We start from the raw sequence: 18,266 nt of genomic DNA, 5'->3' as shown, positions 1-18,266 counted from the left end.
CCATGAACCTTTGATGTCGGTCGCGCAACCTGGTCGCCCAGCAACGGAATCGTCTCGGGCTGCGGGGCTGCGCTTGCCGCCGTCCTCGCCCCGGACCGTGCAATGATCAACAGACCCGAAGCCCCCTCCAGCAGCAGCCCTTCCTCCCCCTCCGACACCGCCGGCCTATTCGACAGCGTCCTCGACAAGGCCCGCCTGCTGCTCAGCGATCCGGGCGCGGACAAGACCTTCAAGCCCAAGGTCCTGGCGGCCAACGACGGCGGCGGCAGCGTGTCGCACGACAAGCCCGCCGATGCCGACAGCTACAAGGACATCACCGAGCTGCCGGAAACCCTCGATATCGGCACGCTGAAGATCGTCGCCCAGGACAAGGACAACGGCGTCATCTACTTCGAGCACGGCGGCAACAAGTACCAGATCAGCGAGAAGGCCGCGCAGGACAGCCAGCCAGGCTACGAGACCTTCGAGAACCTGCGCTTCGGCCATGCCGTGCCGACCCGTGAAGACCGCGGCCCCGACCACGGCACCCAGCTCTACAACCTGCTCGACACCTTGGCCGACACCCAGGGCACACCAGCCCACGACCTGATCGTCGCCGGCCTCACCGACCCGGGCCAGTCGCTGCTGCGCAAGGACGACAGCGGCTTCCTGCTGGACAACATCCAGTCGGTGGAGCAAGCCACCGACGGCGTGCTCAAGGTCAAGCTCACCAACGGCCGCGAAGTCATCATCGCCGAGGGCATCACGCCGGAGGCCTATGCCGCCTACAGCGGCGCCGGCAAGACCCGTGTCGCACTGGACGACGCCAAGGCCGCCGGCTACGAACAGGTCACCGGCCTGCCCGGCGGCCTGGACGTGGACAAGCTCAAGGTGATTTCCGAAGACAAGGACGCCCACGTCATCCTGTTCGAGCACGACGGCCACAAGTACGCGATCAGCCGCGACGATGCCAAGGCCCACGACCGCGGCTACGACTCGCTCGACAGCGTCCCCTCCGCCGCCGCCAACCAGCCCGCCCCGGAGAACCGCGGCAGCCAGCTGTACGACTTCCTGCACGCGCTGGACACGACCAAGGGCACGCCCGCCTTCGACTACATCAAGAACGCCCACAAGCTGCCCGACCAGCACCTGCAGACCCGTGCCGAGGGCACCCTGGGGATGAACGACATCAGCAAGGTCGATGCGCCCACCGACGGCATCCTGGTGGTCACCAAGGCCGATGGCAAGCTGGTGGTGGTATCGCGCGACGTCTCTCCCGAAGCCTTCCTCGACTACAGCACCAAGGGCCAGACCCTCGCCGGTCTGGAAAAGGCCAAGGGCGACGGCTACACCAAGGCTGGCCCGGACGACTACCTGGCCTCGACCGAGGACATCATGAGCGTCGGCGGCATCGGCGACTACGGCCCGGGCCTGATCGCCTTCACCCAGCGCAAGCCCGGCGGCGAAGAGCAGAAGATCATCGTCTCGCAGTTCGACAACCCGCAGATGTTCGAACAGATCGCCGACTACCGCAGCAGCATTGCCGAGCAGGTCACCGACGTCGACAAGCTGCGCGCCGACCATGGCCTGCCGCCGCTCAAGGAGGTCTCGGTGGATGAGCTCGCCACCACCGAGAAGGACGATGACGGCCAGCCGTTGTCGGTACGCGACCTGGCCATCCGCGACCTGGTCGATGGCTACCGCGCCGGGATCAAGGACGGCAGCATTGCCAAGGACGACCCACGGGCCAAGCTGGTTCGGGCGCTGGAAGCCAAGAGCATGGCCGACCATGGCATGTCGATCATCCCCGAGCATGGCTTTGGCAACCATGGCAACGCCAGTGACCCGATCACCGTGACCTCGCGCGATGTGCGCGACGAGATCTTCGATGCCAAGGCCATCGATGCCCAGCTCGGCGAACTGCTCGGCGACCCGACCATCGTCGCCGACCTCAAGAGCAAGCACGACGCCGCCCTGGGCAAGGTCGAAGGCGGCTCGGCGAAAGTCGACGAAACCCGCCAGAAGCTGCTCGACAGCACCTCCTCGGAGAACTTCGTCAAGTACATCAACGACCTGCAGGCCAACGGCCAGACCGAGCTTGCCACCCGTGAAATCCGCAGCGCCTACGCAGGGCTCGCCGACATCGATCCGGCCAAGGCCGACCAGTTCCTGCAGAACCTGCAGATCGACGGCTACACTATGGAGCTGGACAAGCTGATCGCCGACCCCAGCAAGATCTCCGACGACAACACCGCGCTGGCCACCACCGACCAGACCCTGCTCATGCTCCAGGCCCTCAAGGCCGGCGGTGACGGCATCCCGCGCAGGTCGCTGGCGACCTACGAGAAGTTCGTCGAGATGCTGCTCAAGGACAAGGACATGGCCACCGATTTCGGCAAGGTCATGAGCAACCTGGGCGACACCTGGCAGGCCAACGGCAAGATCACCCTCGACGACATCAACAAGGCGGTCAGCACCGAGTTGATGCCGAACCTGAGCGCGGAAAACCGCGGCGCCTTCGTCAAGACCTTGTCCTTCCTCAGCGACAATGGCGTGCTCGGCTCGATGGGCGGTGCGATTTCTCTGGGGCGGGCGATCTACCAGCTGGCCGGCAAGGGCGGCACGCTGGCCGACACCCCACGCGAGCGGGCCGGCATCGCCAACGACTTCATCGGCTTCCTCAGCACCGGTTCGCACTTCGCCACCCTCGGCACCAAGGCCTTCGACAAGGCGTTCGGCACCAACGCCTACAAGCTGATGGGCCTGGACCGCTCGGTGCCGACCATCTGGAGCAAGCCTGGCACTGCGGGGCCCGAGATCCCGCGCAGCGTGCAGGATGTGCAGAACCAGTACTACAACATCATCGACGACGCCATGGCCGACGGTAAGGATGTCGGCAAGGCGCTCAACGGCCAGCCGTTCGACGAAGCCACGATGAACAAGCTGCACCAGGGCATCGAGAGTGGTATCGAAAAGCGTGGCGGCGTGGTCGGCGCAGGCAAGATCGCACGCTTCGCCGGCAGTGCGATCAAGGTCATCGGCGCCGGAGCCGACGTGGTCGGTGGGGTGATCGGCGTGGTCATGGGTGGCCTGACCATCCGCGACGGCGTGCGCGAGAAAGACCCGATCAAGATCGCTTCCGGTTCCTTGTCGGTCGCAGGTGGCGTCAGCAGCCTGTTCGGTGCAGCCGGCAGCGTTGCCGGGGTGTTCGGTGTCACCGGGCGCCTGGTGCCCTTGCTCGGGCCGGTGGGGTTCCTGTTCTCCGGGGTGTTCTCCTTTGTCGGTGCGATCCTCAACGACGTCAAGTCGCACAAGCTGCACAAGATCTCGCTGCAGAACTGGGATCAGATCCAGGACTTCAAGCAGGACGGCCTGCTCAAGCCCAACGGCGACGAGGCTTATGTGTGGCTGCAGACCTACCTTTCCGATTGGGGCCAGCGCGACGCGCCGGGCGATCGCAGCATCTTCGACTTCCGCAAGGAAGAGTGGGATTCACGCTCGAGCATCCGCGGCGACCATCGCGTCGATCATCCGGATTACATCGGCGATGGCAACAACCGCCGTTCGGAAGACTACAAGTACTCGCTCAAGCCCTCGGACTGGATCGACGACAACGGCAACATCATCTCGATGGTCGGTGATGGTTATGGCGGGCCGTACAAGCCGGTGGACAACGGCTGATCAACCCTTGCCTTGTGGAGCGGCGGTTCGCCGCTCCACAAGGGCCACACTGCCTCTGTAGGAGCGGGCTTGCCCGCGAACACCGGCATAGCCGGTGCCATGCATCGCGGTGTTCCTTTCGCGGGCAAGCCCGCTCCCACAGGGTGGCATGGCATCGGCGGCTCCGGTGTTCGCGGTGACAAGAGCCGAGCTATCTCTGCCGGGGCTTAGATCAACCGCGCAGCCACCAGCAGATCCGCTACCGCCTGGAAGGTGCTGTCCGGCACCGGATCCCCCGCCACGGTGCGCCGGGCAAGCTCGGCCGCCAGGCGGGCATCCATGGCATGGGCGATCCCCAGTTGCGCAGCTTCGCCAAGCATCCGCGCGCTCTCCTCAGGCTCGGCCTGGCACACCACCACCGGCACCGGTGTCTCCCCGCGCACGTAGCGCAAACCCACCACCCAGCCACCGGCCACACCCACCATCAACGACGCCCGGCCCAGTCCCAGCTTGGTCGCCATGGCCTGCATCTCCTGGCGCTGGCGGCGCAGCTCGCGCTTGATCAACGGATCGCCATCGATATCCTTGCGCTCGCGCTTCTGCTCGCTGCGGGTCATGCGCATGTCGCGGCCGAACAGCCAGCGCTGCATCAGCACATCCGCCGCCCCCAGCACCAGAAACGCCGCCAGCACCGTGAACACCAGCGGCTTGAGCACCAGCAGGAAGGTCGACTGCAAGCACTCAGGCCCACACCGCGACGACTCCATCAGCGCCTGCAGCGCATGGCGCCCGACCACATAGAACGCCAGCCCCAGCAAGTGCACCTTGACCAGGCCCTTGAGGAACTCCACCACGTTGCGCATGGCGAAGATGCGCTTGAAACCCTCGGCCGGGTTGATGCGCTTGAAATCCGGCTTGAGCGGCTCGACCGAGAACACCAACCCGCGCATGGTCACCAGGTTGGTCAGCACCACGGCTGTCACCGTCACCGCCATCACCGGCAGGGTGATGCCGATCAGCAGTTGCTCGGCGGTATCGAGCAGGCGCGGCCACACCGTGGCGAAGGGTTCGATGTAGATCTGCGCGGTCAGGTCCACCAGCGCCGTGACCTGGGCCTTGGCTCGTGGCGCCAGGATGGCGATGCACAGGGTGCAGAGCAGGATCACCACCCCCGATACCAGGTCCTGGCTCTTGGCGACCTGCCCCTTCTTGCGTGCGTCCTTGAGTTTCTTGTCCGTTGCCGGCTGCGACTTCTCTTCGCTGGTATCAGCCATTCCCCCCCTCCACCAGGCTCTGCAGCACCCCGACCGTGCCGCGGAACTCCGCAAGCTGATCGAGCATCAGCGGCACCAGGAAGCCGATGTAGACCACCATCAGAATGGTGAAGAACAGGTTCTTCACCGGCAGCGACAGGTCGAAGATGTGCAGGCTCGGCGCCATGCGCGAAAGGTAGGCGAGCATCAGGTCGGTGATCAGCAACGAAATCAGCAACGGCGATACCATCAGCACCCCGATGCGCATCACCTGGTCGAGGATCGACAGCACCGCCGTCAGCGCAGAACCGGCGAACAACGGCGTGAACTGGGTCACCGGCCATAACTGGTAACTGTGCAGGTAGCCATCGACCATGAGGATGAAGCCACCCGACATGAAGTACAGCGCGATCAGCATCACCGTGAGCAAGGTCGCCATCACCCCGGATTCACCCGACGACAGCGGATCCACCAGTTGCGCCATGGTCGAGCCACGCTGCAGGTCGATCAGTTCCCCCGCCACTTCCGCGGCCCAGAACGGGATGCCGAACAACAAACCGACCACCAATCCGACCAGGAACTCCTTGATCAACAAGCCCGCCAGCCAGAACCCGCCAAGCTCGGGGGTAGCGGTGAAGGCCGAGAACACCGGCAGGAACATCGGCACCGAGATCGCCACGGCGGCGCAGGTGCGGATCATCCCGGTGAGGCCCAGACGGTTGAAGGCCGGGGTAGTCACCACCACGCCCATGGCTCGGGCCGTAGAGAGCGCGGCCGAACTGATCACCGGGTAGGCGATCTCCAGGAAGGCATTGACGAAACCTGCGTCCATGCCCGGTCAGCGCGTCCACAGCGCGAAGTTGTCCAGCACCTGGTTGCCCAGCCCCATCACCTGCCCGGCGAGCAGCGGGCCGACGAAGACGATCAGCAGCAGCACCGCCACCAGCTTGACCACCTGCGGCAAGGTCTGGTCCTGGATCTGCGTCAGCGCCTGCAACAGGCCCACGCTCAGGCCGACGATGATCGCCACCCCCAGCGCTGGCGCCGACAGCAGCAACACCGTCATCAGCGCCTGCTTCATCAACGAAAGGAACACGTCCTGGCCCATCGGCTCAGCTCCCGTAGCTCAGAATCAGACCATGCATCAAGCGCGACCAGCCGCTCAGCGCAACGAAGAGGAACAGCTTCAGCGGTATCGATATCAAGGTCGGCGACACCATCGACATGCCCATCGCCATCAGCACGTTGGACACCAGCAGGTCGACCACCAGGAAGGGGATGTACAGCAGGAATCCGATCTCGAACGCCCGCGTCAGCTCGGAGCTGACGAACGCCGGGATCAGCACCACCAGGTCGTCGTCACGCAGCTCGGCGCGGGCCTCTTCGGACCACACGTTCTGCGTGGCCTGGACGAAGAAACCGCGCTCGCTCTCGTTGGCGAAGCGCGACAGGTGCGCCTGCAAGGGCGGCCTGATCGCCTCGCCCAGCTCTTTCAACTGCTCGGCATTCTCCAGTTGCAGGCCATGACTCTGCGCCGCGCGGTACATGTCGCCGATCACCGGCGTGGTGACGTACACCGACAGGATCAGCGCGATGCCATAGAGCACCAGGTTCGGCGGGGTCTGCTGCACACCCAGGGCGTTGCGGATCAGGAACAGCACCACGGAGATCTTCAGGAACCCGGTCAGAGTCACCACCGCCAGCGGAATCAAGCCGATGGAGGCGACGACCAGGATGATCTCGATCAGGTTTGGCTGGTAGCCACTCATGATGCAGCAAAGCTCAGCAGGCGCACGCCCAGGCCGTCGCCGATCTTCACCAGTTGACCCTGGCCGACGCGGCGGCCGTTGATCATCAGGTCGACGCCTTCGTGCATGCGCGGCGCCAGCTCCAGCACGCTGCCCACGCCCAGCTCGCGCAGTTGCGCGAGGCTCAACTCGACGCTGCCGAACTGGCAGACCAATTTCAGTTGCAGCTCGTCAAGGCTGCTGTCCAGGCTCGGCCCGGTGCCCTGTTCGCTCATGTGTCGCTCCTTCAAGGCAAGCGCGGTGATAGGGGGTTCGATTAGCTGCAGGCGTTGTCCGTCGCGCTGCACACGGGCTTGCCACTGGTCGTCCAGGTGCAGGCGCAGATGATCGTCCGGCCAGGGATCGAGCATGACCACATCGCCCGGCAGCAGGCTGCGCAACTCGACCAGGCTGAGCCAGGCCTCGCCGCCGTCGACGCCCAGCGTCAGCGCCAGGCCACCGAGGTCGTGGGGCATGGGCGCGGCATGCTGCTCCAGCAACACGGCAATCTCGGCCCAGGTCGCGGCATCGCAGCGCAATTGCATCGCCAGCGCGCTGTCACCCAGGCGTACCTCCAGGCCAAGGCTCAGTGGCGCCAATTCGACGCACTGCGTGAGCGCGCGATCGAGCACGTGGATCGGCTGCGCGAACAGGTGCTCCAGCGGCGCGATCAGCGTCAGCAGCGCCTGCTCCAGCAACAGCGCCGCGGGCAGGCTCGGCAATAACAGCCCCTCGGGCAAGCCGAGCAGGTCGAGGGCACGGGCTGGCACGCGCAGTTGCACGGGCGAGTCGCCCAGCGACAGCCACAACTCAAGCTGGGGTTCATCCATCGCCGCACCACTCGACGCCCAGGCGACACTCAGCGGCGCCCCGCCCAACTGTCCCTGCCAGGGCTGGCGCGGCCGATGCAGGCGCTGGTGCAGGGCCTGCCACTGCGGATCAAGGCGCTCCAGGCTGTGCTCGAAGGCCAGCGCGTCGGCGGGCACCTCGGTGGTCTGGAGGGTCAAGGCGTGAGATCCAGCAAGGGGGCAAACAGGTCTTCGCCCTCATCCTGCGCTTCCCCGATGCGGCGCTCACCCAGGGCGTGGTCTTCGACCAGGGAGTCCCAGGCATCGGCCTGGCGCTGACGAGCGACATGGGCCTGACGCAGGCTCTCCTGGGTCTGCTCCTGTTGCTGGTGGTAGTCGTGGGCCTCGTCCAGGTTGCCCAGCAGCGTCTCCTGTTCGTCCTCCAGCTCCGACAGGTGCACCTGCGCAGCGAGCCAGGCCTTGACCGACAGCCCCTCGCTGAAGCGACCGTAGAGTTTTTCTGCCTCAAGCGCGGAGGTTTCCCGCGCCAGGCACAGCCGCTGGCGGGCATCGTCGAGGGCAGCATGGGTTTCGCGGCAGAGCTGGCGCTGCGCGGCCAGTTGTGCGGACGCCCGTTGTTCACGCAATTGGCGCAGGGTCTGCAGGCTTTTCAATTCATGACTTTTCATGGGCGCTCCTCTCTCATGCCAGCACCTTGCGCATGTGTTCCAGGGTTTGTCGGGCGCCGCTCGGCTCCGCCGCCGACTGGCGCAGGAAAGCTTCGATAGCGGCGTGGCGGGCGATCGCTTCGTCCGCGAGTGGGTCGCTGCCGGCGGCGTATTCACCGATGCGGATCAGCATCTCGATATCGTTGCGCCGCGCCATCAGCTCACGCATGCGCATGGCCAGCTGGCGTTGCTCAGGGCTGGCGACCTGCTCCATCAGGCGGCTGCGGCTGCGCAGCACATCGATGGCGGGAAAATGGTTGCGCTGGGCCAGCTCGGCGCTGAGCACCACATGGCCGTCGAGAATCGAGCGCGCCTCCTCGGCCACCGGATCGGTCGCGGCGTCACCTTCGGTGAGCACCGTGTACAGCGCCGTGATGCTGCCCCGGGCAGCGGGGCCGGCACGCTCCAGCAGGCGCGGCAGGGCCGAGAAGAACGACGGCGGGTAACCGCGGCGGGTCGGCGGCTCGCCCACCGCCAGGCCGATCTCGCGCTGGGCGCGGGCAAAGCGGGTCAGGCTGTCCATCAGCAGCAGTACGTTGCGGCCCTGGTCGCGGTGATACTCGGCCAGCACCGTTGCCACGTAGGCAGCCCGGGCACGCTCGGCGGCTGGGCGATCGGAAGTGGCGACCACCGCCACGGTGCGCGCGCGGGCCTGGGCGTCGAGCTGCACATCGAGCAACTCGCGCACCTCGCGGCCACGCTCGCCGATCAGGCCGATCACCACCACGTCGGCATCGGTGTTGCGCACCATGCTGGCGAGCAGCGACGACTTGCCCACCCCCGGCTCGCCGAACAGGCCCATGCGCTGGCCGCGGCCCAGGGTCAGCAGCCCGTCAATGGCGCGAACCCCCACCGACAGCGGATCGACGATCACTTGTCGGGCGAAGGGTTCGGGGGGCTCGGCCTGCAGCGGATAGCGGCGCATCGGCCCCAGCGGCGGCTGGCGATCACCATCGAGGTAATCGCCCATGGGGCTGATGACCCGCCCCAACTGGCCATCGCCCACACTCACCCCCAGCGCCTCGCCAGTGGCGGTGATCTCGGTGCGCGTCGACAAGCCTTCGAGCGAGCCGATCGGCGAGAGAATCGCCTCGTCGCCATCGAAACCGATGACCTCTGCCGCCAGGGCGCGACCACTGGACGGGTCGTGCAGGCGGCACAGCTCGCCGATGCGCACCCCGGCGACGCTGGCGCGCAACAGCACACCACGAATGCTGCGAATGGTGCCCTTCATCGGCCGTGGCCGGGCATCGCCCAGGCGCGCGTGCAGGCGCGGCAACAACGCTTGCAGGCTCACGGCGTCACCTCGGCGAACGGCAACAGGCTGCGGCGCAGCGCCTGCAACTGGGCGTCCAGCCCCAGTTCCACCGAACCGACCGGGCTGCTCAGGCGAGCCTGACCGGGCTGCAATTGATCATCGGACTCCACGGCAATCGCCGCCAGGCCATCCGTTTCGCCGTGCATGCGGCGGCGCACGGCCTCCACTTCCAGGCGCGGCACGAACAGTGTCAGCGCCTGGTCCTGGCGAAACGCAACCAGCGCCTTGCGCGTGCACAGCACGGTACGCTCGGCGTCACCTAAGCTCTCCAGCACTTCTCGGGCGATGCCCAGGGCCAGGTCAGCCAGGCTGTTTTCCAACCCTGCCAGATAGGCCTCGACCTTGGCGGCAGTGTCGGCCAGCAACTCGCTGACCGCCTCGGCGCCCTTGGCACGGCCGAGCTCGAAACCGTCGGCACGGGCCTGCTCCAGCCAGCGTGTGCTGTCTTCTCGGATACGTTCGGCCTCATCGCGGGCGGCCTGCAGGTAATCGCGTCCATCGGTCCAGGCCTGGACCTCGGCGGCACGCAGGATGCGCGATGCCGGACGGCTGGGCAGCTGACTCATTGCACGCTCTCCCGGTTCTCGGACAACGGCATCAGCAAGGCGGCGACCCGACGCACGATGCCAGGGTCGGCCAACGATGCCGAACCTTCCGCCACAGGCAGCGGCAGGCGCAGTTGCAGCCAATCGCGCAGGTCGGCGGGCTGCTCGTCGAACCAGGCCTGCACGCAGCGCGCACCGTCGTGGTCGATGGCGGCCAGCAGATCGTCAGGCTGGCGCAACAGGTCCATTGCCCCGCCCCACTGGCGGTGAGCAATGGCCAGGCCGAAGACCTCATGCCCAAGCCCCTGGCGCAGGTGCTCGACCACCTCGCGACGGATTTCCCGGCCCAAGGTCGCACCGTGCCAGATGGCCCCACACAGGCGCGGCAAACGGGCGAAATCCTGCGGAGCCAGCAGCAACACCGGCAGGTCCTGTTCGGTCGGTTGCGACACCTGATCCAACGGCTGCAACTGGAAATGCGCCAGCATCAACGCCTGCAGGCGCGCCTGGAAACGCGGCGACTCGATCAATGCCTGGATCTGCGCACCGGCGACGTTCTCGGCGAAACAGCGGCGCAGGTGGCGCCGGTCGACAAAGGCCAGAGGCTGCCCCAGCAGGGCCTGCCATTGGGGCATCAGGCTCATGGCGCCTCCGACAGGCTGTACAGCGCACGACCACGACGCTGCTGCCAGTGCCGCCAGCCCAACAGCCCGGCCAGGGCCAGCACCACCAGCAGGCTGCCACCGAGCAGCAGACGCGCGCGGGACGCATCTTGTTCGAGCATCCAGATACCCATCACGCTGACCAGGCGCGGCTGCCCCTCGTCTTCGCTCCTGGGGGCTGCGGCCTTGATCGCGGTCACCGACACACCGTCATAGCTGAGCCCGGAAATGCCGTTGGCGACCAGGGTCTTGATCTGCGGGATCAGCGGATTGATGTCGGTGTTGGCGTCATAGCGCACCAGCACCGAGGCCGACGACGGGGAGATCACCCGCTTGAGCAAGTCGTTGTCCGGCAGCACCACATGCACCCGCGCCGACACGATGCCGTCGATCTGCGAGACGCTGTGCGACAGCTCTTCGCTCATGGCGTAGACCATCTGCGCACGTTCCTGCACCGGCGAGGACACCAGGCCGTTGCTCTTGAACACTTCGCCCAGGTTGGAGAACGACTGCCCCGGCAGCCCGGCCTCGTCGAGACGGGCCATGGCGTCGGCAAAGCGACGCTCGTCCACCACGATCTTCATCTGGCCGTTGTCCTGGACCTTGCGCGAGGCCGGGATGCCGTCGCGCAGCAACACCGCGAGCATGGCATTGGCCTCGCGCTCGCTGAGGTTGCTGTACAAGTCCATGTCACAGGCCTGCAACAGGCTGGCCAGGGCGACGACGATCAGCACACGCAGGGCTCGCCAACGACGGGTCATCGATTCATTGTCCTTTGAGCAGGGTGTTGGCGGAGCCGGAAACCTGGGTCGCGCCACGTACCACCATCTGGGTTTCGATGGAGTAATCGAACATCCGCCCAAGCGACTGGACGATGTTCGCGACCTGGGTATCACCGACCTTGGGCGCGCCCTCGGCGCCGGTGGGCACGAACGGCGACGGGCCTGCGGCCGGGGTCGACGATGGCATCGCCGGGCTGCCGTGACTGAGTGACTCGGCCCGAGCGCTGAAGGTGCGCGAGCGGTCGATGAAGCCGTCCAGGCGCTGCATCAGGCTTTCACCGATCTGGTGAGGGCTGGCACCTTCAGGCATGCCCTTGGCACTGTTGGCCATGTTTTCGAAGAGGTTCTGGGAGGCACCGAGCCCCCCTTGTCCTCCTGACGGCGGCAGTGCCGCCGTGGTCGCGAGACTGGCTGTCATGGCCGTTTACTCGTCGTCGTCCGAAGACTGGGCTTCGTTCAGCATTTCCTGGGCCTTGGGCATGATGATGAACTGCCCGCCGATCAGCACGGCCTGGTTCACCAGCGCCTCCTGGAAGCTTGGATCGTCGGAGGCGTCCTGGGACTTGTCGAGCGCCGCATCGAAGCGCGCTTCGGCGCTGCTCGGGGTGCTGCCGGGGGTATCGATCGGGGTAACGGCCATGGGGCTTCTCCTGGGTGGTTTTTCAGTGATCGCTGACGCTGGCGCCGCGGAACACCCGGATACTCCGGGAGACTGCGGACGTCGCGACGGGCTGGGGTCGATTGTCGAGGTGCTGCTGGATCATGTTCAGGTAGGCGGGCGGTCCGGAAACCAGCAGTTCGTCGCGCTCGGCGCCAGGGCGCAGCGACAACTGGCGGCCGTACACATCGAGGCTTTGCAGGTAGTCGCGCAACTGCTCCAGGTCCAACCCGGGCTGGCGACGGAACAGGCGCGTGGCCACTTCATCGTTGCTATTGATGTAGAGCACGTTGCCGTCGTAGTACCAACCCAGCGCGTTGCTGTCGCACAGCTGGGTGAGGAAGTCGCCGGCAGTGCTGCTGCGCAACGGGCTGCGGGCCTTGCCGCGGACCTTGTCGGACACCACCACGACCAGCTCCAGGTTCTGCCCGAACTCGCTCAGCGCGCCGCGCAGGTCCTGGTCGACCAGGGCATAGGCGTAGGGTTGGGCGAACCAGTCGGGCTCGTCCTTGCCCTCGTCGCTGCGCACCGGCAACGACAGCAGAACCAGCAGCATGCTGGTGAGCCAGAGCAGGCTACGCATGGGCGATTACCTCCCTGGCGCGGCTCACAGCTGTGAAATCGTATGAAGCGCAGTCGAAATCACACATCAAGTCGCTAGAATGGCCACTCAGTCGTCCGCTCGAGTCCTGTCCATGCCCAAGCGTTTGCCGTCCACCCTGCTTCTGATCGCCAGCACCTTGCTCGGCGCCTGCACCAGCCAGCCACACACTGCCGACGAGGGCTACGACCGCCTCATGCACCTGGCGGGCGATCTGCAGCAGCGCGGCGATGCCGCCTCGGCTGCGGCGCTCTACCAGAATGCCGCGCAGCAACCTGGGCGCCATCCCGAAGCCTGGCAGAAGCTGGGCGACACCACACTGGCCGCAGGCGACGCGCGCGCTGCCGAGCGGGCCTACCAGCAGGCGCTTGAACTGCAGCCGGACACCCTTGACGCCCTGCTGGGACTGGGCAGCGCCCAACTGCGCCAGGGCAAGCTGGAGCGTGCGGTCACGTCCCTGACCCAGGCGGCCGAGCGTGGCAACAGCGCCGAGGCCTGGAACCGCCTGGGTATCGCGCAGATCCTGCGCGGCCAGGCAGCGGCCGCCCAAGGGGCCTTCAGCAAGGGGTTGGCGCTGGCACCGGACAACCTCGACACCCGCTGCAATCTGGCCCTGGCCTACGCCCTCGGCGGTCAGGCGCAACGGGCCCTGGACACCGTGCGCGTGGTCGGCCAGTCGCCGCGTGCCCTGCCCCGGCACCAGCGCAACGAACTGCTGGTCACCGTACTGGCCGGCCGCGAGCAGGATGTCGCCGGCCTGCCCCTGGACGATCTCTCCGCCAGCGAACGCCAGACGCTGCTGAACGAAGCCCGGCGCATCAAGGCGATCCCGGATGCCCAGGCCCAGGCCCGCGAGCTGGGCCTGGTGGACGGTCGCTAGCACCTGCACATGGGCGCGTTTCATTGCTTCTCCTGGCGATCGGCGCGCGCTTGCTGCTCATCCTGGCGTCGACGCAGCTCGGCGCGATCATAACCCTCGATGTAGACCTGTGCGGCACGCCCCACGGGCGCCGCCATGGTCGGCCCGGTCGGCCGCCCCTGAGCCAGGTCGTCCGGCTGCTCGACCATGCGCATCAGCGTGAGGTTGTTGGCGCAGCCCGGCGGCAGCAGTGGCACGAAGTCCTCGTCCAGGCCGAAGTCATCCTTGCTCGCCGGTTTCAGGCATTCCACCGGCAGGATCTCGGTGCTGCCGTTGGCCAGTGTCTTGTGCTGGAAATCAGGGGAGTAGGAGACCGGCTCCAGGTGTGTCTGGCAGCCAGCCAGCAGTGCCAATGGCAACAGCCAGCAGCGCCCGGCGGGGGCGCTGATCATCGACATGGAAAAGATCGATTTCATGGTCGCTCCCGGTCAGTTCATGTAGAAGCCGAACTTGCCGCCACTGCGTGGCCCCGCCGAAGCGGTCGCAGGGCCCGGCAGGGCATCGAGGGGCGTGGCCAGGTCGCGCTCGCGCGTCGGCTGCACCAGGTACGGGGTGATCAGGATCACCAGTTCAGTCTCGTTGCGCTGGAAACGCTTGGAGCGGAACAGGTTGCCCAGGATCGGCATGTCGCCGAGCATCGGCACCTTGTCCATGTCCTGGCTGCTTTCGCGCTGGAACAGGCCGGCAATGGCGAAGGTCTGGCCGCTGCCGACCTCGACCCGGGTATCGGCGCGTCGCACGCGGAACGACGGCACCCGGTAACCGTTGACGTCGGTGGTGTCCGAGCCCATCAGGCTGCTGACCTCGGGGCGCACCTGCAAGGCGATATGGCCGTTGGGCAGCAGCGTCGGGCTGAACAGCAGCGAGACACCGAAAGGCTTGTACTCGATGCCCACCAGATCACGGTTGACCGGCACCGGCACGGGGATCTCACCGCCCGCCAGGAAGCTTGCGGTCTGCCCGGTCATGGCGGTGATGTTCGGCTCGGCGAGGATCTGCAGCACGCCATTGCTCTGCAGGGCTTCAAGCATCGAGTCGATGTTGACGTTGCCCGAGCTGAGGCCGGCGCTGATGACATTCGATGCACCGCTGGCGGCGTCGGCGGCGAGGCGACCACCGGTGATCAAGCCAAAGGAAAAGGTGCCGTTGTTGAACAGTGCGTTCCAGCTCACCCCGTAGCGCAGCAGCTCGGAACGCGAGACTTCGGCAAAGCGCACACGGATGTTGACCTGGGCAGAACCGGCATAGGTCGCGGCGTTGACCGCTGGTACCGGGCTCTGGTTGTCGAGCAATGCATTGAGGTCACTGGCTTCGCCGACATCCCTGACCAAGCCCTTGGCCACCAGCTGGTTACCCACGGCGCTGACCTGGGCGCCGCTGGCCGGATGCAGGTCCTGCAGCGGACGGCTGACGCTCTGGGTCGCGTTGTTCACCGACAGGTTCAAGGCCGCCAGTTGCTTGCCCGCATCGTCCAGGGCGATCAGGCTGGTCTGCCCCGGCGCCTTGCCGAACACGTAGATCACCCCGTCGGACACCACTTGCAGGTCGGCGATGCCCGGCTCGGCAACCAGCACCGAGGCCACCGGCGCCTTGAAATGCAGCACCCTGCCCTCGCCCGATGCCAGGTCCAGGCGGCCATGGCTGCCCACTGCGATCTCGTCGGCGCAGGCTAGCAACGACAGCAGCATGCCGGCCAGACCCAGCCACAAACGGTAATGAAACACAGCGCCGATGCGTGATGAACCGATCATGAAGCACTCGCCAGAGAAGTGACCGAAGCGCCGCTGGTGGAGCGGCGTTGAGAGGTGTCGCCAAGTTCGAGGGTGCCCACGGCCTGCAGGTTGTATTCACCGGCCAGCTCGCGGAACGACAGCACGGCCAGCTCCATGTCGCCACGCAGCACCAAGCGGCGCAGGTGGCGGCGCAGTTCCGGGTGCACCAGCAGTACGCTGGTGCGGTCTTCGGGCAGGCGCTCGCAGGCCTGGCGCAGTTGCAGCATCAAGGCGCGGCTGACCTGCTCGGGAATCGCCTCGCGGCCACCGTCCTGACGGCGCATGCCCGTGCGCAACTGCTGCTCCAAAGCCGGCGCCAGCACCAGGGCGCTGATCACTCGGTTGCGGTCGGCATATTGGTGGCTGATCTGTCGGGCCAGGGCGGCGCGCAGGTGCTCGGCCAGGTGCGCGGCGTCGGCATCGCGTCCACCCCAGTCGACCATGGCCTCAAGCAAGGCGCGCTGGTTGCGGATCGACACACCCTCTGCAACCAGGTAGCGCAGGGCTTCGGCCATGCGCTGCAACGACAGGTTGCGCAGCACTTCCTTGATCAGTTCGCCATAGCTGCCCTCGATGCTTTCCAGCAGCGCACGGGTCTCCTGGATGCCGAGAAAATCTGCCGCGTAGCGGCGCAGGGTGCGCTCGACCGTCGCCCGAAGGACTTCCTCGGGGAGCATGAAGCCGATGCCCGCCTGTTCCAGACGCTCCTGGTACTCACGAGCGATCCAGTGGGCGCTGCGCGCAGCCAGGGGCGAGTCGGCTTCGATCATCGGGATGTCGAGCAACTGCACATTGACCGGGTCGTCCCTGAGCAGCAGGCAATCGGCAGGCAGTTCACCTTCGCTCACCGGCACGCCTTCAAGTTCGATGACGAAGCGCTGGGCGGCACTCTTCGCGTCCACATGCACGGCGGCCAAGGGCACATCGATGCCGAGCTCGCCACGGATCTCGTGGCACAGCGCCTCGAAGCGCTGGCGCAGCGGCTGCTCCGGCGCACTGGCCGCAAGGCCCGGCCCCATGACCAACAGGATGCGGCAGTTGAGCGGCTTGCTCGCCGACACGCTGGGCTCCACCGCTGGCACCTGGGGTTCATCCTCGGCCTCCGGCGCTTGCACCGGCTCAGCCTGCTCGGCCGCCTGGCGACGCTTGAGGTAGAACGCCGAGCCAGCCAGCACTGCGGCAAGCACGAAGAACACCGCCGCCGGGAAGCCCGGCAGCAGGCCGATGCCCAGCAGGATCAATGCCGTGAGGAACAAGGCACGGTGGCTGGCGCCCAACTGGCGAATGATCTCCGTCCCCAGGTCACCGCTGGCGCCGTCGCTGTTGACGCGGGTGACCACGGTGCCGGCCGCCACCGAAATCAGCAGCGCCGGAATCTGTGCGATCAGCCCATCACCGACGGTCAGCAGCGAATAGGTGTGCACTGCGGTGCCGAACGGCATGTCGCGCTCGACCATGCCGATCAGCATGCCGCCCAGCAGGTTCACCGCGAGGATCACCAGGCCGGCGATGGCGTCGCCCTTGACGAATTTCATCGCACCGTCCATGGCGCCGAACATCTGGCTTTCACGCTCCAGGCGCGAACGACGGCGACGGGCTTCGGCCTGGTCGATGTCGCCGTTGCGCAGGTCGTTGTCGATGCTCATCTGCTTGCCGGGCATGGCATCGAGGGTGAAGCGCGCGGCCACCTCGGCAACCCGCTCGGCACCTTTGGTGATGACCACGAACTGCGCCACGGTGATGATCAGGAACACCACCAGGCCGACCACCACCTGGCCTGCGATGACGAAGTCACCGAACGCCTGGACGATATGGCCGGCATCGCCGTGCAGCAGGATCAACCGCGTGGTGGTGATCGACAGCGACAGGCGGAACAGGGTGCTCAGCAGGATCAGCGGCGGCAGCGCCGAGAACTCCACCGAGTGGTTGATATAGAAGGCGACGATCAGGATCAGCATGCTCAGGGCGATGTTCAGGCCGATCAGCCCGTCGACCAGGTAGGTCGGCAGCGGGATGATCATCATCGCGATGGCCATCAGCATGAACGACACGATGATCACGTCGGTGCGCTGGGACGCCGCCCGCGCCAGGCCGTTGAGGCGATCGAGCGGGCTCATCGGGCGGCCCTGCGTGCACTGAGGTAGCGCTTGAAGCACTGACGCGCCTCGTCCTTGCGCCCACCGCGCCACAGCGCATGGCTGCGCAGCAGCAACAGGCCGGGTGACTCGCCTTCCTGCTCGGTGAGGCGGTCGAGTGCGTTCAGGGCGCGGCTGGCGTTGCCGCTGTCGGTGAAGGCCATGGCCAGGTAGCGCAGCAGCGTGCCGTCCTGGGGGGCCATCTGCGCGGCGATCAACAGCATCACCAGCGCGCGCTGGGGCTGACCGCTGCGGCGGTAGAGGTCGCCCAGGCCCTTGAGCAGTTCGATGCTGTCGTGTCGTTCGCGGGACATCATGGTTCCTGCACCTCGGCGCGTTGCTGCTCCAGGGACTGGCGCAGGTGGATCTCTTCACGAAGCAGGTCTTCGGCCAGCTCGCGGATCTCCGGTTCGGCATCCAGCGACGGCATGACTTCGTCCAGCAGGTACTGCAACAGGTCCAGCGCGCGGGTGCCGCTGAACAGGTCCGGGTTGATCTCCTCGCCGGCACAGGCTTGCTCGAGCTCTGCGCGCAGCGAACGGCGGCCAGCGACTTCACGCTTGCCCAGCAGCGCATCGAAGCGGGCGTTGGGGCGCGCCTGCAGCGGGCGTACGGCCTCGACGGAGGCGGTCTTTTCGGTGGAAGACGGCAACAATGGCCGCGGTTCGATCCTCATGCT

General features: G+C 66.4%; 20 protein-coding genes. 2 read left to right on the top strand and 18 right to left on the bottom strand.

What is annotated here, in order from left to right; all coding sequences use genetic code 11:
• Nucleotides 1-102: 102 nt before the first annotated feature.
• Nucleotides 103-3,660, top strand: coding sequence for a hypothetical protein (locus ACMGGG_RS04965; RefSeq protein ID WP_414154980.1), 3,558 nt, complete (start codon nucleotides 103-105; stop codon nucleotides 3,658-3,660).
• 206 nt (nucleotides 3,661-3,866) lie between these two features.
• Here the strand turns inward: ACMGGG_RS04965 and ACMGGG_RS04960 are convergent, their stop codons facing one another.
• From ACMGGG_RS04960 to ACMGGG_RS04900, 13 genes are read right to left on the bottom strand one after another with little or no spacing between them, the layout of a single operon-like run.
• Nucleotides 3,867-4,913 (bottom strand): EscU/YscU/HrcU family type III secretion system export apparatus switch protein, encoded by a 1,047-nt coding sequence (locus ACMGGG_RS04960; RefSeq protein ID WP_112897686.1) that lies wholly within the window; start codon nucleotides 4,911-4,913, stop codon nucleotides 3,867-3,869.
• Entirely contained in the window at nucleotides 4,906-5,724 is an 819-nt protein-coding gene (gene sctT / locus ACMGGG_RS04955) for a type III secretion system export apparatus subunit SctT (protein WP_414154979.1), read from the bottom strand. The genes ACMGGG_RS04960 and sctT overlap by 8 nt, the downstream gene beginning before the upstream one ends.
• A 6-nt stretch (nucleotides 5,725-5,730) precedes the next feature.
• The gene (locus ACMGGG_RS04950; protein ID WP_054892864.1) at nucleotides 5,731-6,000 is read right to left on the bottom strand and encodes an EscS/YscS/HrcS family type III secretion system export apparatus protein; all 270 of its coding nucleotides are present in this window, start codon (nucleotides 5,998-6,000) and stop codon (nucleotides 5,731-5,733) included.
• Nucleotides 6,001-6,004: 4 nt separating this feature from the next.
• Entirely contained in the window at nucleotides 6,005-6,661 is a 657-nt protein-coding gene (gene sctR, locus ACMGGG_RS04945; RefSeq protein ID WP_063543624.1) for a type III secretion system export apparatus subunit SctR, read from the bottom strand.
• Complete coding sequence (locus ACMGGG_RS04940) at nucleotides 6,658-7,686, bottom strand: FliM/FliN family flagellar motor switch protein (RefSeq protein ID WP_155738194.1); 1,029 nt, start codon at nucleotides 7,684-7,686, stop codon at nucleotides 6,658-6,660. The genes sctR and ACMGGG_RS04940 overlap by 4 nt, the downstream gene beginning before the upstream one ends.
• Nucleotides 7,683-8,156, bottom strand: coding sequence for a YscO family type III secretion system apparatus protein (locus tag ACMGGG_RS04935; RefSeq protein ID WP_063543622.1), 474 nt, complete (start codon nucleotides 8,154-8,156; stop codon nucleotides 7,683-7,685). The genes ACMGGG_RS04940 and ACMGGG_RS04935 overlap by 4 nt, the downstream gene beginning before the upstream one ends.
• Before the next feature lie 13 nt (nucleotides 8,157-8,169).
• Nucleotides 8,170-9,492 carry a FliI/YscN family ATPase gene (locus tag ACMGGG_RS04930; RefSeq protein WP_063543620.1) on the bottom strand — a complete coding sequence of 441 codons (1,323 nt, stop codon included), beginning with the start codon at nucleotides 9,490-9,492 and terminating at the stop codon, nucleotides 8,170-8,172.
• Nucleotides 9,489-10,079 (bottom strand): FliH/SctL family protein, encoded by a 591-nt coding sequence (locus tag ACMGGG_RS04925; RefSeq protein WP_414154978.1) that lies wholly within the window; start codon nucleotides 10,077-10,079, stop codon nucleotides 9,489-9,491. The genes ACMGGG_RS04930 and ACMGGG_RS04925 overlap by 4 nt, the downstream gene beginning before the upstream one ends.
• Nucleotides 10,076-10,702: a hypothetical protein gene (locus ACMGGG_RS04920; RefSeq protein WP_063543616.1), complete on the bottom strand. Its 627-nt coding sequence runs from the start codon at nucleotides 10,700-10,702 to the stop codon at nucleotides 10,076-10,078. Before ACMGGG_RS04920 ends, ACMGGG_RS04925 begins: the two co-directional genes overlap by 4 nt.
• Nucleotides 10,699-11,481 (bottom strand): type III secretion system inner membrane ring lipoprotein SctJ, encoded by a 783-nt coding sequence (sctJ, locus tag ACMGGG_RS04915; protein WP_414154977.1) that lies wholly within the window; start codon nucleotides 11,479-11,481, stop codon nucleotides 10,699-10,701. The genes ACMGGG_RS04920 and sctJ overlap by 4 nt, the downstream gene beginning before the upstream one ends.
• 4 nt (nucleotides 11,482-11,485) lie before the next feature.
• Nucleotides 11,486-11,920: a hypothetical protein gene (locus ACMGGG_RS04910; protein ID WP_063543614.1), complete on the bottom strand. Its 435-nt coding sequence runs from the start codon at nucleotides 11,918-11,920 to the stop codon at nucleotides 11,486-11,488.
• 6 nt (nucleotides 11,921-11,926) lie between these two features.
• Entirely contained in the window at nucleotides 11,927-12,142 is a 216-nt protein-coding gene (locus tag ACMGGG_RS04905; protein ID WP_054892873.1) for a hypothetical protein, read from the bottom strand.
• Nucleotides 12,143-12,164: 22 nt separating this feature from the next.
• On the bottom strand, nucleotides 12,165-12,716 hold the full coding sequence (locus ACMGGG_RS04900; RefSeq protein WP_414155779.1) for a type III secretion protein: 552 nt from the start codon (nucleotides 12,714-12,716) through the stop codon (nucleotides 12,165-12,167).
• Nucleotides 12,717-12,855: 139 nt separating this feature from the next.
• Between ACMGGG_RS04900 and ACMGGG_RS04895 the strand changes: the two genes are divergently transcribed.
• Nucleotides 12,856-13,641: a tetratricopeptide repeat protein gene (locus ACMGGG_RS04895; RefSeq protein ID WP_414154976.1), complete on the top strand. Its 786-nt coding sequence runs from the start codon at nucleotides 12,856-12,858 to the stop codon at nucleotides 13,639-13,641.
• A 20-nt stretch (nucleotides 13,642-13,661) separates the two neighbouring features.
• On the opposite strand, the gene ACMGGG_RS04890 is transcribed toward ACMGGG_RS04895, so the two are convergent.
• Genes ACMGGG_RS04890 through ACMGGG_RS04870 form a run of 5 tightly spaced genes read right to left on the bottom strand, consistent with a single transcriptional unit; the run spans nucleotide 13,662 to nucleotide 18,263 of the window.
• A complete protein-coding gene (locus ACMGGG_RS04890; protein ID WP_063546675.1) occupies nucleotides 13,662-14,078 on the bottom strand; it encodes a hypothetical protein in 417 nt (138 codons plus the stop codon).
• Nucleotides 14,079-14,108: 30 nt separating this feature from the next.
• Nucleotides 14,109-15,368, bottom strand: a complete 1,260-nt coding sequence (locus ACMGGG_RS04885) for a type II and III secretion system protein family protein (protein ID WP_370671064.1) — start codon at nucleotides 15,366-15,368, stop codon at nucleotides 14,109-14,111.
• A 59-nt stretch (nucleotides 15,369-15,427) separates the two neighbouring features.
• Nucleotides 15,428-17,569 carry a type III secretion system export apparatus subunit SctV gene (gene sctV, locus ACMGGG_RS04880; RefSeq protein ID WP_054892877.1) on the bottom strand — a complete coding sequence of 714 codons (2,142 nt, stop codon included), beginning with the start codon at nucleotides 17,567-17,569 and terminating at the stop codon, nucleotides 15,428-15,430.
• On the bottom strand, nucleotides 17,566-17,901 hold the full coding sequence (locus tag ACMGGG_RS04875) for a tetratricopeptide repeat protein (protein WP_371105658.1): 336 nt from the start codon (nucleotides 17,899-17,901) through the stop codon (nucleotides 17,566-17,568). Before ACMGGG_RS04875 ends, sctV begins: the two co-directional genes overlap by 4 nt.
• Nucleotides 17,901-18,263: a hypothetical protein gene (locus ACMGGG_RS04870; RefSeq protein WP_054892879.1), complete on the bottom strand. Its 363-nt coding sequence runs from the start codon at nucleotides 18,261-18,263 to the stop codon at nucleotides 17,901-17,903. The genes ACMGGG_RS04875 and ACMGGG_RS04870 overlap by 1 nt, the downstream gene beginning before the upstream one ends.
• Between the last annotated feature and the right edge of the window lie 3 nt (nucleotides 18,264-18,266).

Source organism: Pseudomonas sp. BNK-44-b (assembly GCF_047456245.1).
Taxonomy (GTDB): domain Bacteria; phylum Pseudomonadota; class Gammaproteobacteria; order Pseudomonadales; family Pseudomonadaceae; genus Aquipseudomonas; species Aquipseudomonas machongensis.
Note: the sequence above shows the minus strand (reverse complement) of the source record. Positions and strands in the feature narration are given on the sequence as shown.

Excerpts from the sequence above, each read along its gene's own strand:
- ACMGGG_RS04910 (WP_063543614.1), bottom strand. The coding sequence starts at position 11,920 with ATGACAGCCAGTCTCGCGACCACGGCGGCACTGCCGCCGTCAGGAGGA.
- sctV (WP_054892877.1), bottom strand. The coding sequence starts at position 17,569 with ATGAGCCCGCTCGATCGCCTCAACGGCCTGGCGCGGGCGGCGTCCCAG.
- sctJ (WP_414154977.1), bottom strand. The coding sequence starts at position 11,481 with ATGACCCGTCGTTGGCGAGCCCTGCGTGTGCTGATCGTCGTCGCCCTG.
- ACMGGG_RS04965 (WP_414154980.1), top strand. The coding sequence starts at position 103 with ATGATCAACAGACCCGAAGCCCCCTCCAGCAGCAGCCCTTCCTCCCCC.
- ACMGGG_RS04960 (WP_112897686.1), bottom strand. The coding sequence starts at position 4,913 with ATGGCTGATACCAGCGAAGAGAAGTCGCAGCCGGCAACGGACAAGAAA.
- ACMGGG_RS04905 (WP_054892873.1), bottom strand. The coding sequence starts at position 12,142 with ATGGCCGTTACCCCGATCGATACCCCCGGCAGCACCCCGAGCAGCGCC.
- ACMGGG_RS04870 (WP_054892879.1), bottom strand. The coding sequence starts at position 18,263 with ATGAGGATCGAACCGCGGCCATTGTTGCCGTCTTCCACCGAAAAGACC.
- ACMGGG_RS04885 (WP_370671064.1), bottom strand. The coding sequence starts at position 15,368 with ATGCTGCTGTCGTTGCTAGCCTGCGCCGACGAGATCGCAGTGGGCAGC.
- ACMGGG_RS04900 (WP_414155779.1), bottom strand. The coding sequence starts at position 12,716 with ATGCTGCTGGTTCTGCTGTCGTTGCCGGTGCGCAGCGACGAGGGCAAG.
- ACMGGG_RS04935 (WP_063543622.1), bottom strand. The coding sequence starts at position 8,156 with ATGAAAAGTCATGAATTGAAAAGCCTGCAGACCCTGCGCCAATTGCGT.
- ACMGGG_RS04890 (WP_063546675.1), bottom strand. The coding sequence starts at position 14,078 with ATGTCGATGATCAGCGCCCCCGCCGGGCGCTGCTGGCTGTTGCCATTG.
- ACMGGG_RS04875 (WP_371105658.1), bottom strand. The coding sequence starts at position 17,901 with ATGTCCCGCGAACGACACGACAGCATCGAACTGCTCAAGGGCCTGGGC.
- ACMGGG_RS04925 (WP_414154978.1), bottom strand. The coding sequence starts at position 10,079 with ATGAGTCAGCTGCCCAGCCGTCCGGCATCGCGCATCCTGCGTGCCGCC.
- ACMGGG_RS04950 (WP_054892864.1), bottom strand. The coding sequence starts at position 6,000 with ATGGGCCAGGACGTGTTCCTTTCGTTGATGAAGCAGGCGCTGATGACG.
- sctT (WP_414154979.1), bottom strand. The coding sequence starts at position 5,724 with ATGGACGCAGGTTTCGTCAATGCCTTCCTGGAGATCGCCTACCCGGTG.
- sctR (WP_063543624.1), bottom strand. The coding sequence starts at position 6,661 with ATGAGTGGCTACCAGCCAAACCTGATCGAGATCATCCTGGTCGTCGCC.
- ACMGGG_RS04895 (WP_414154976.1), top strand. The coding sequence starts at position 12,856 with ATGCCCAAGCGTTTGCCGTCCACCCTGCTTCTGATCGCCAGCACCTTG.
- ACMGGG_RS04920 (WP_063543616.1), bottom strand. The coding sequence starts at position 10,702 with ATGAGCCTGATGCCCCAATGGCAGGCCCTGCTGGGGCAGCCTCTGGCC.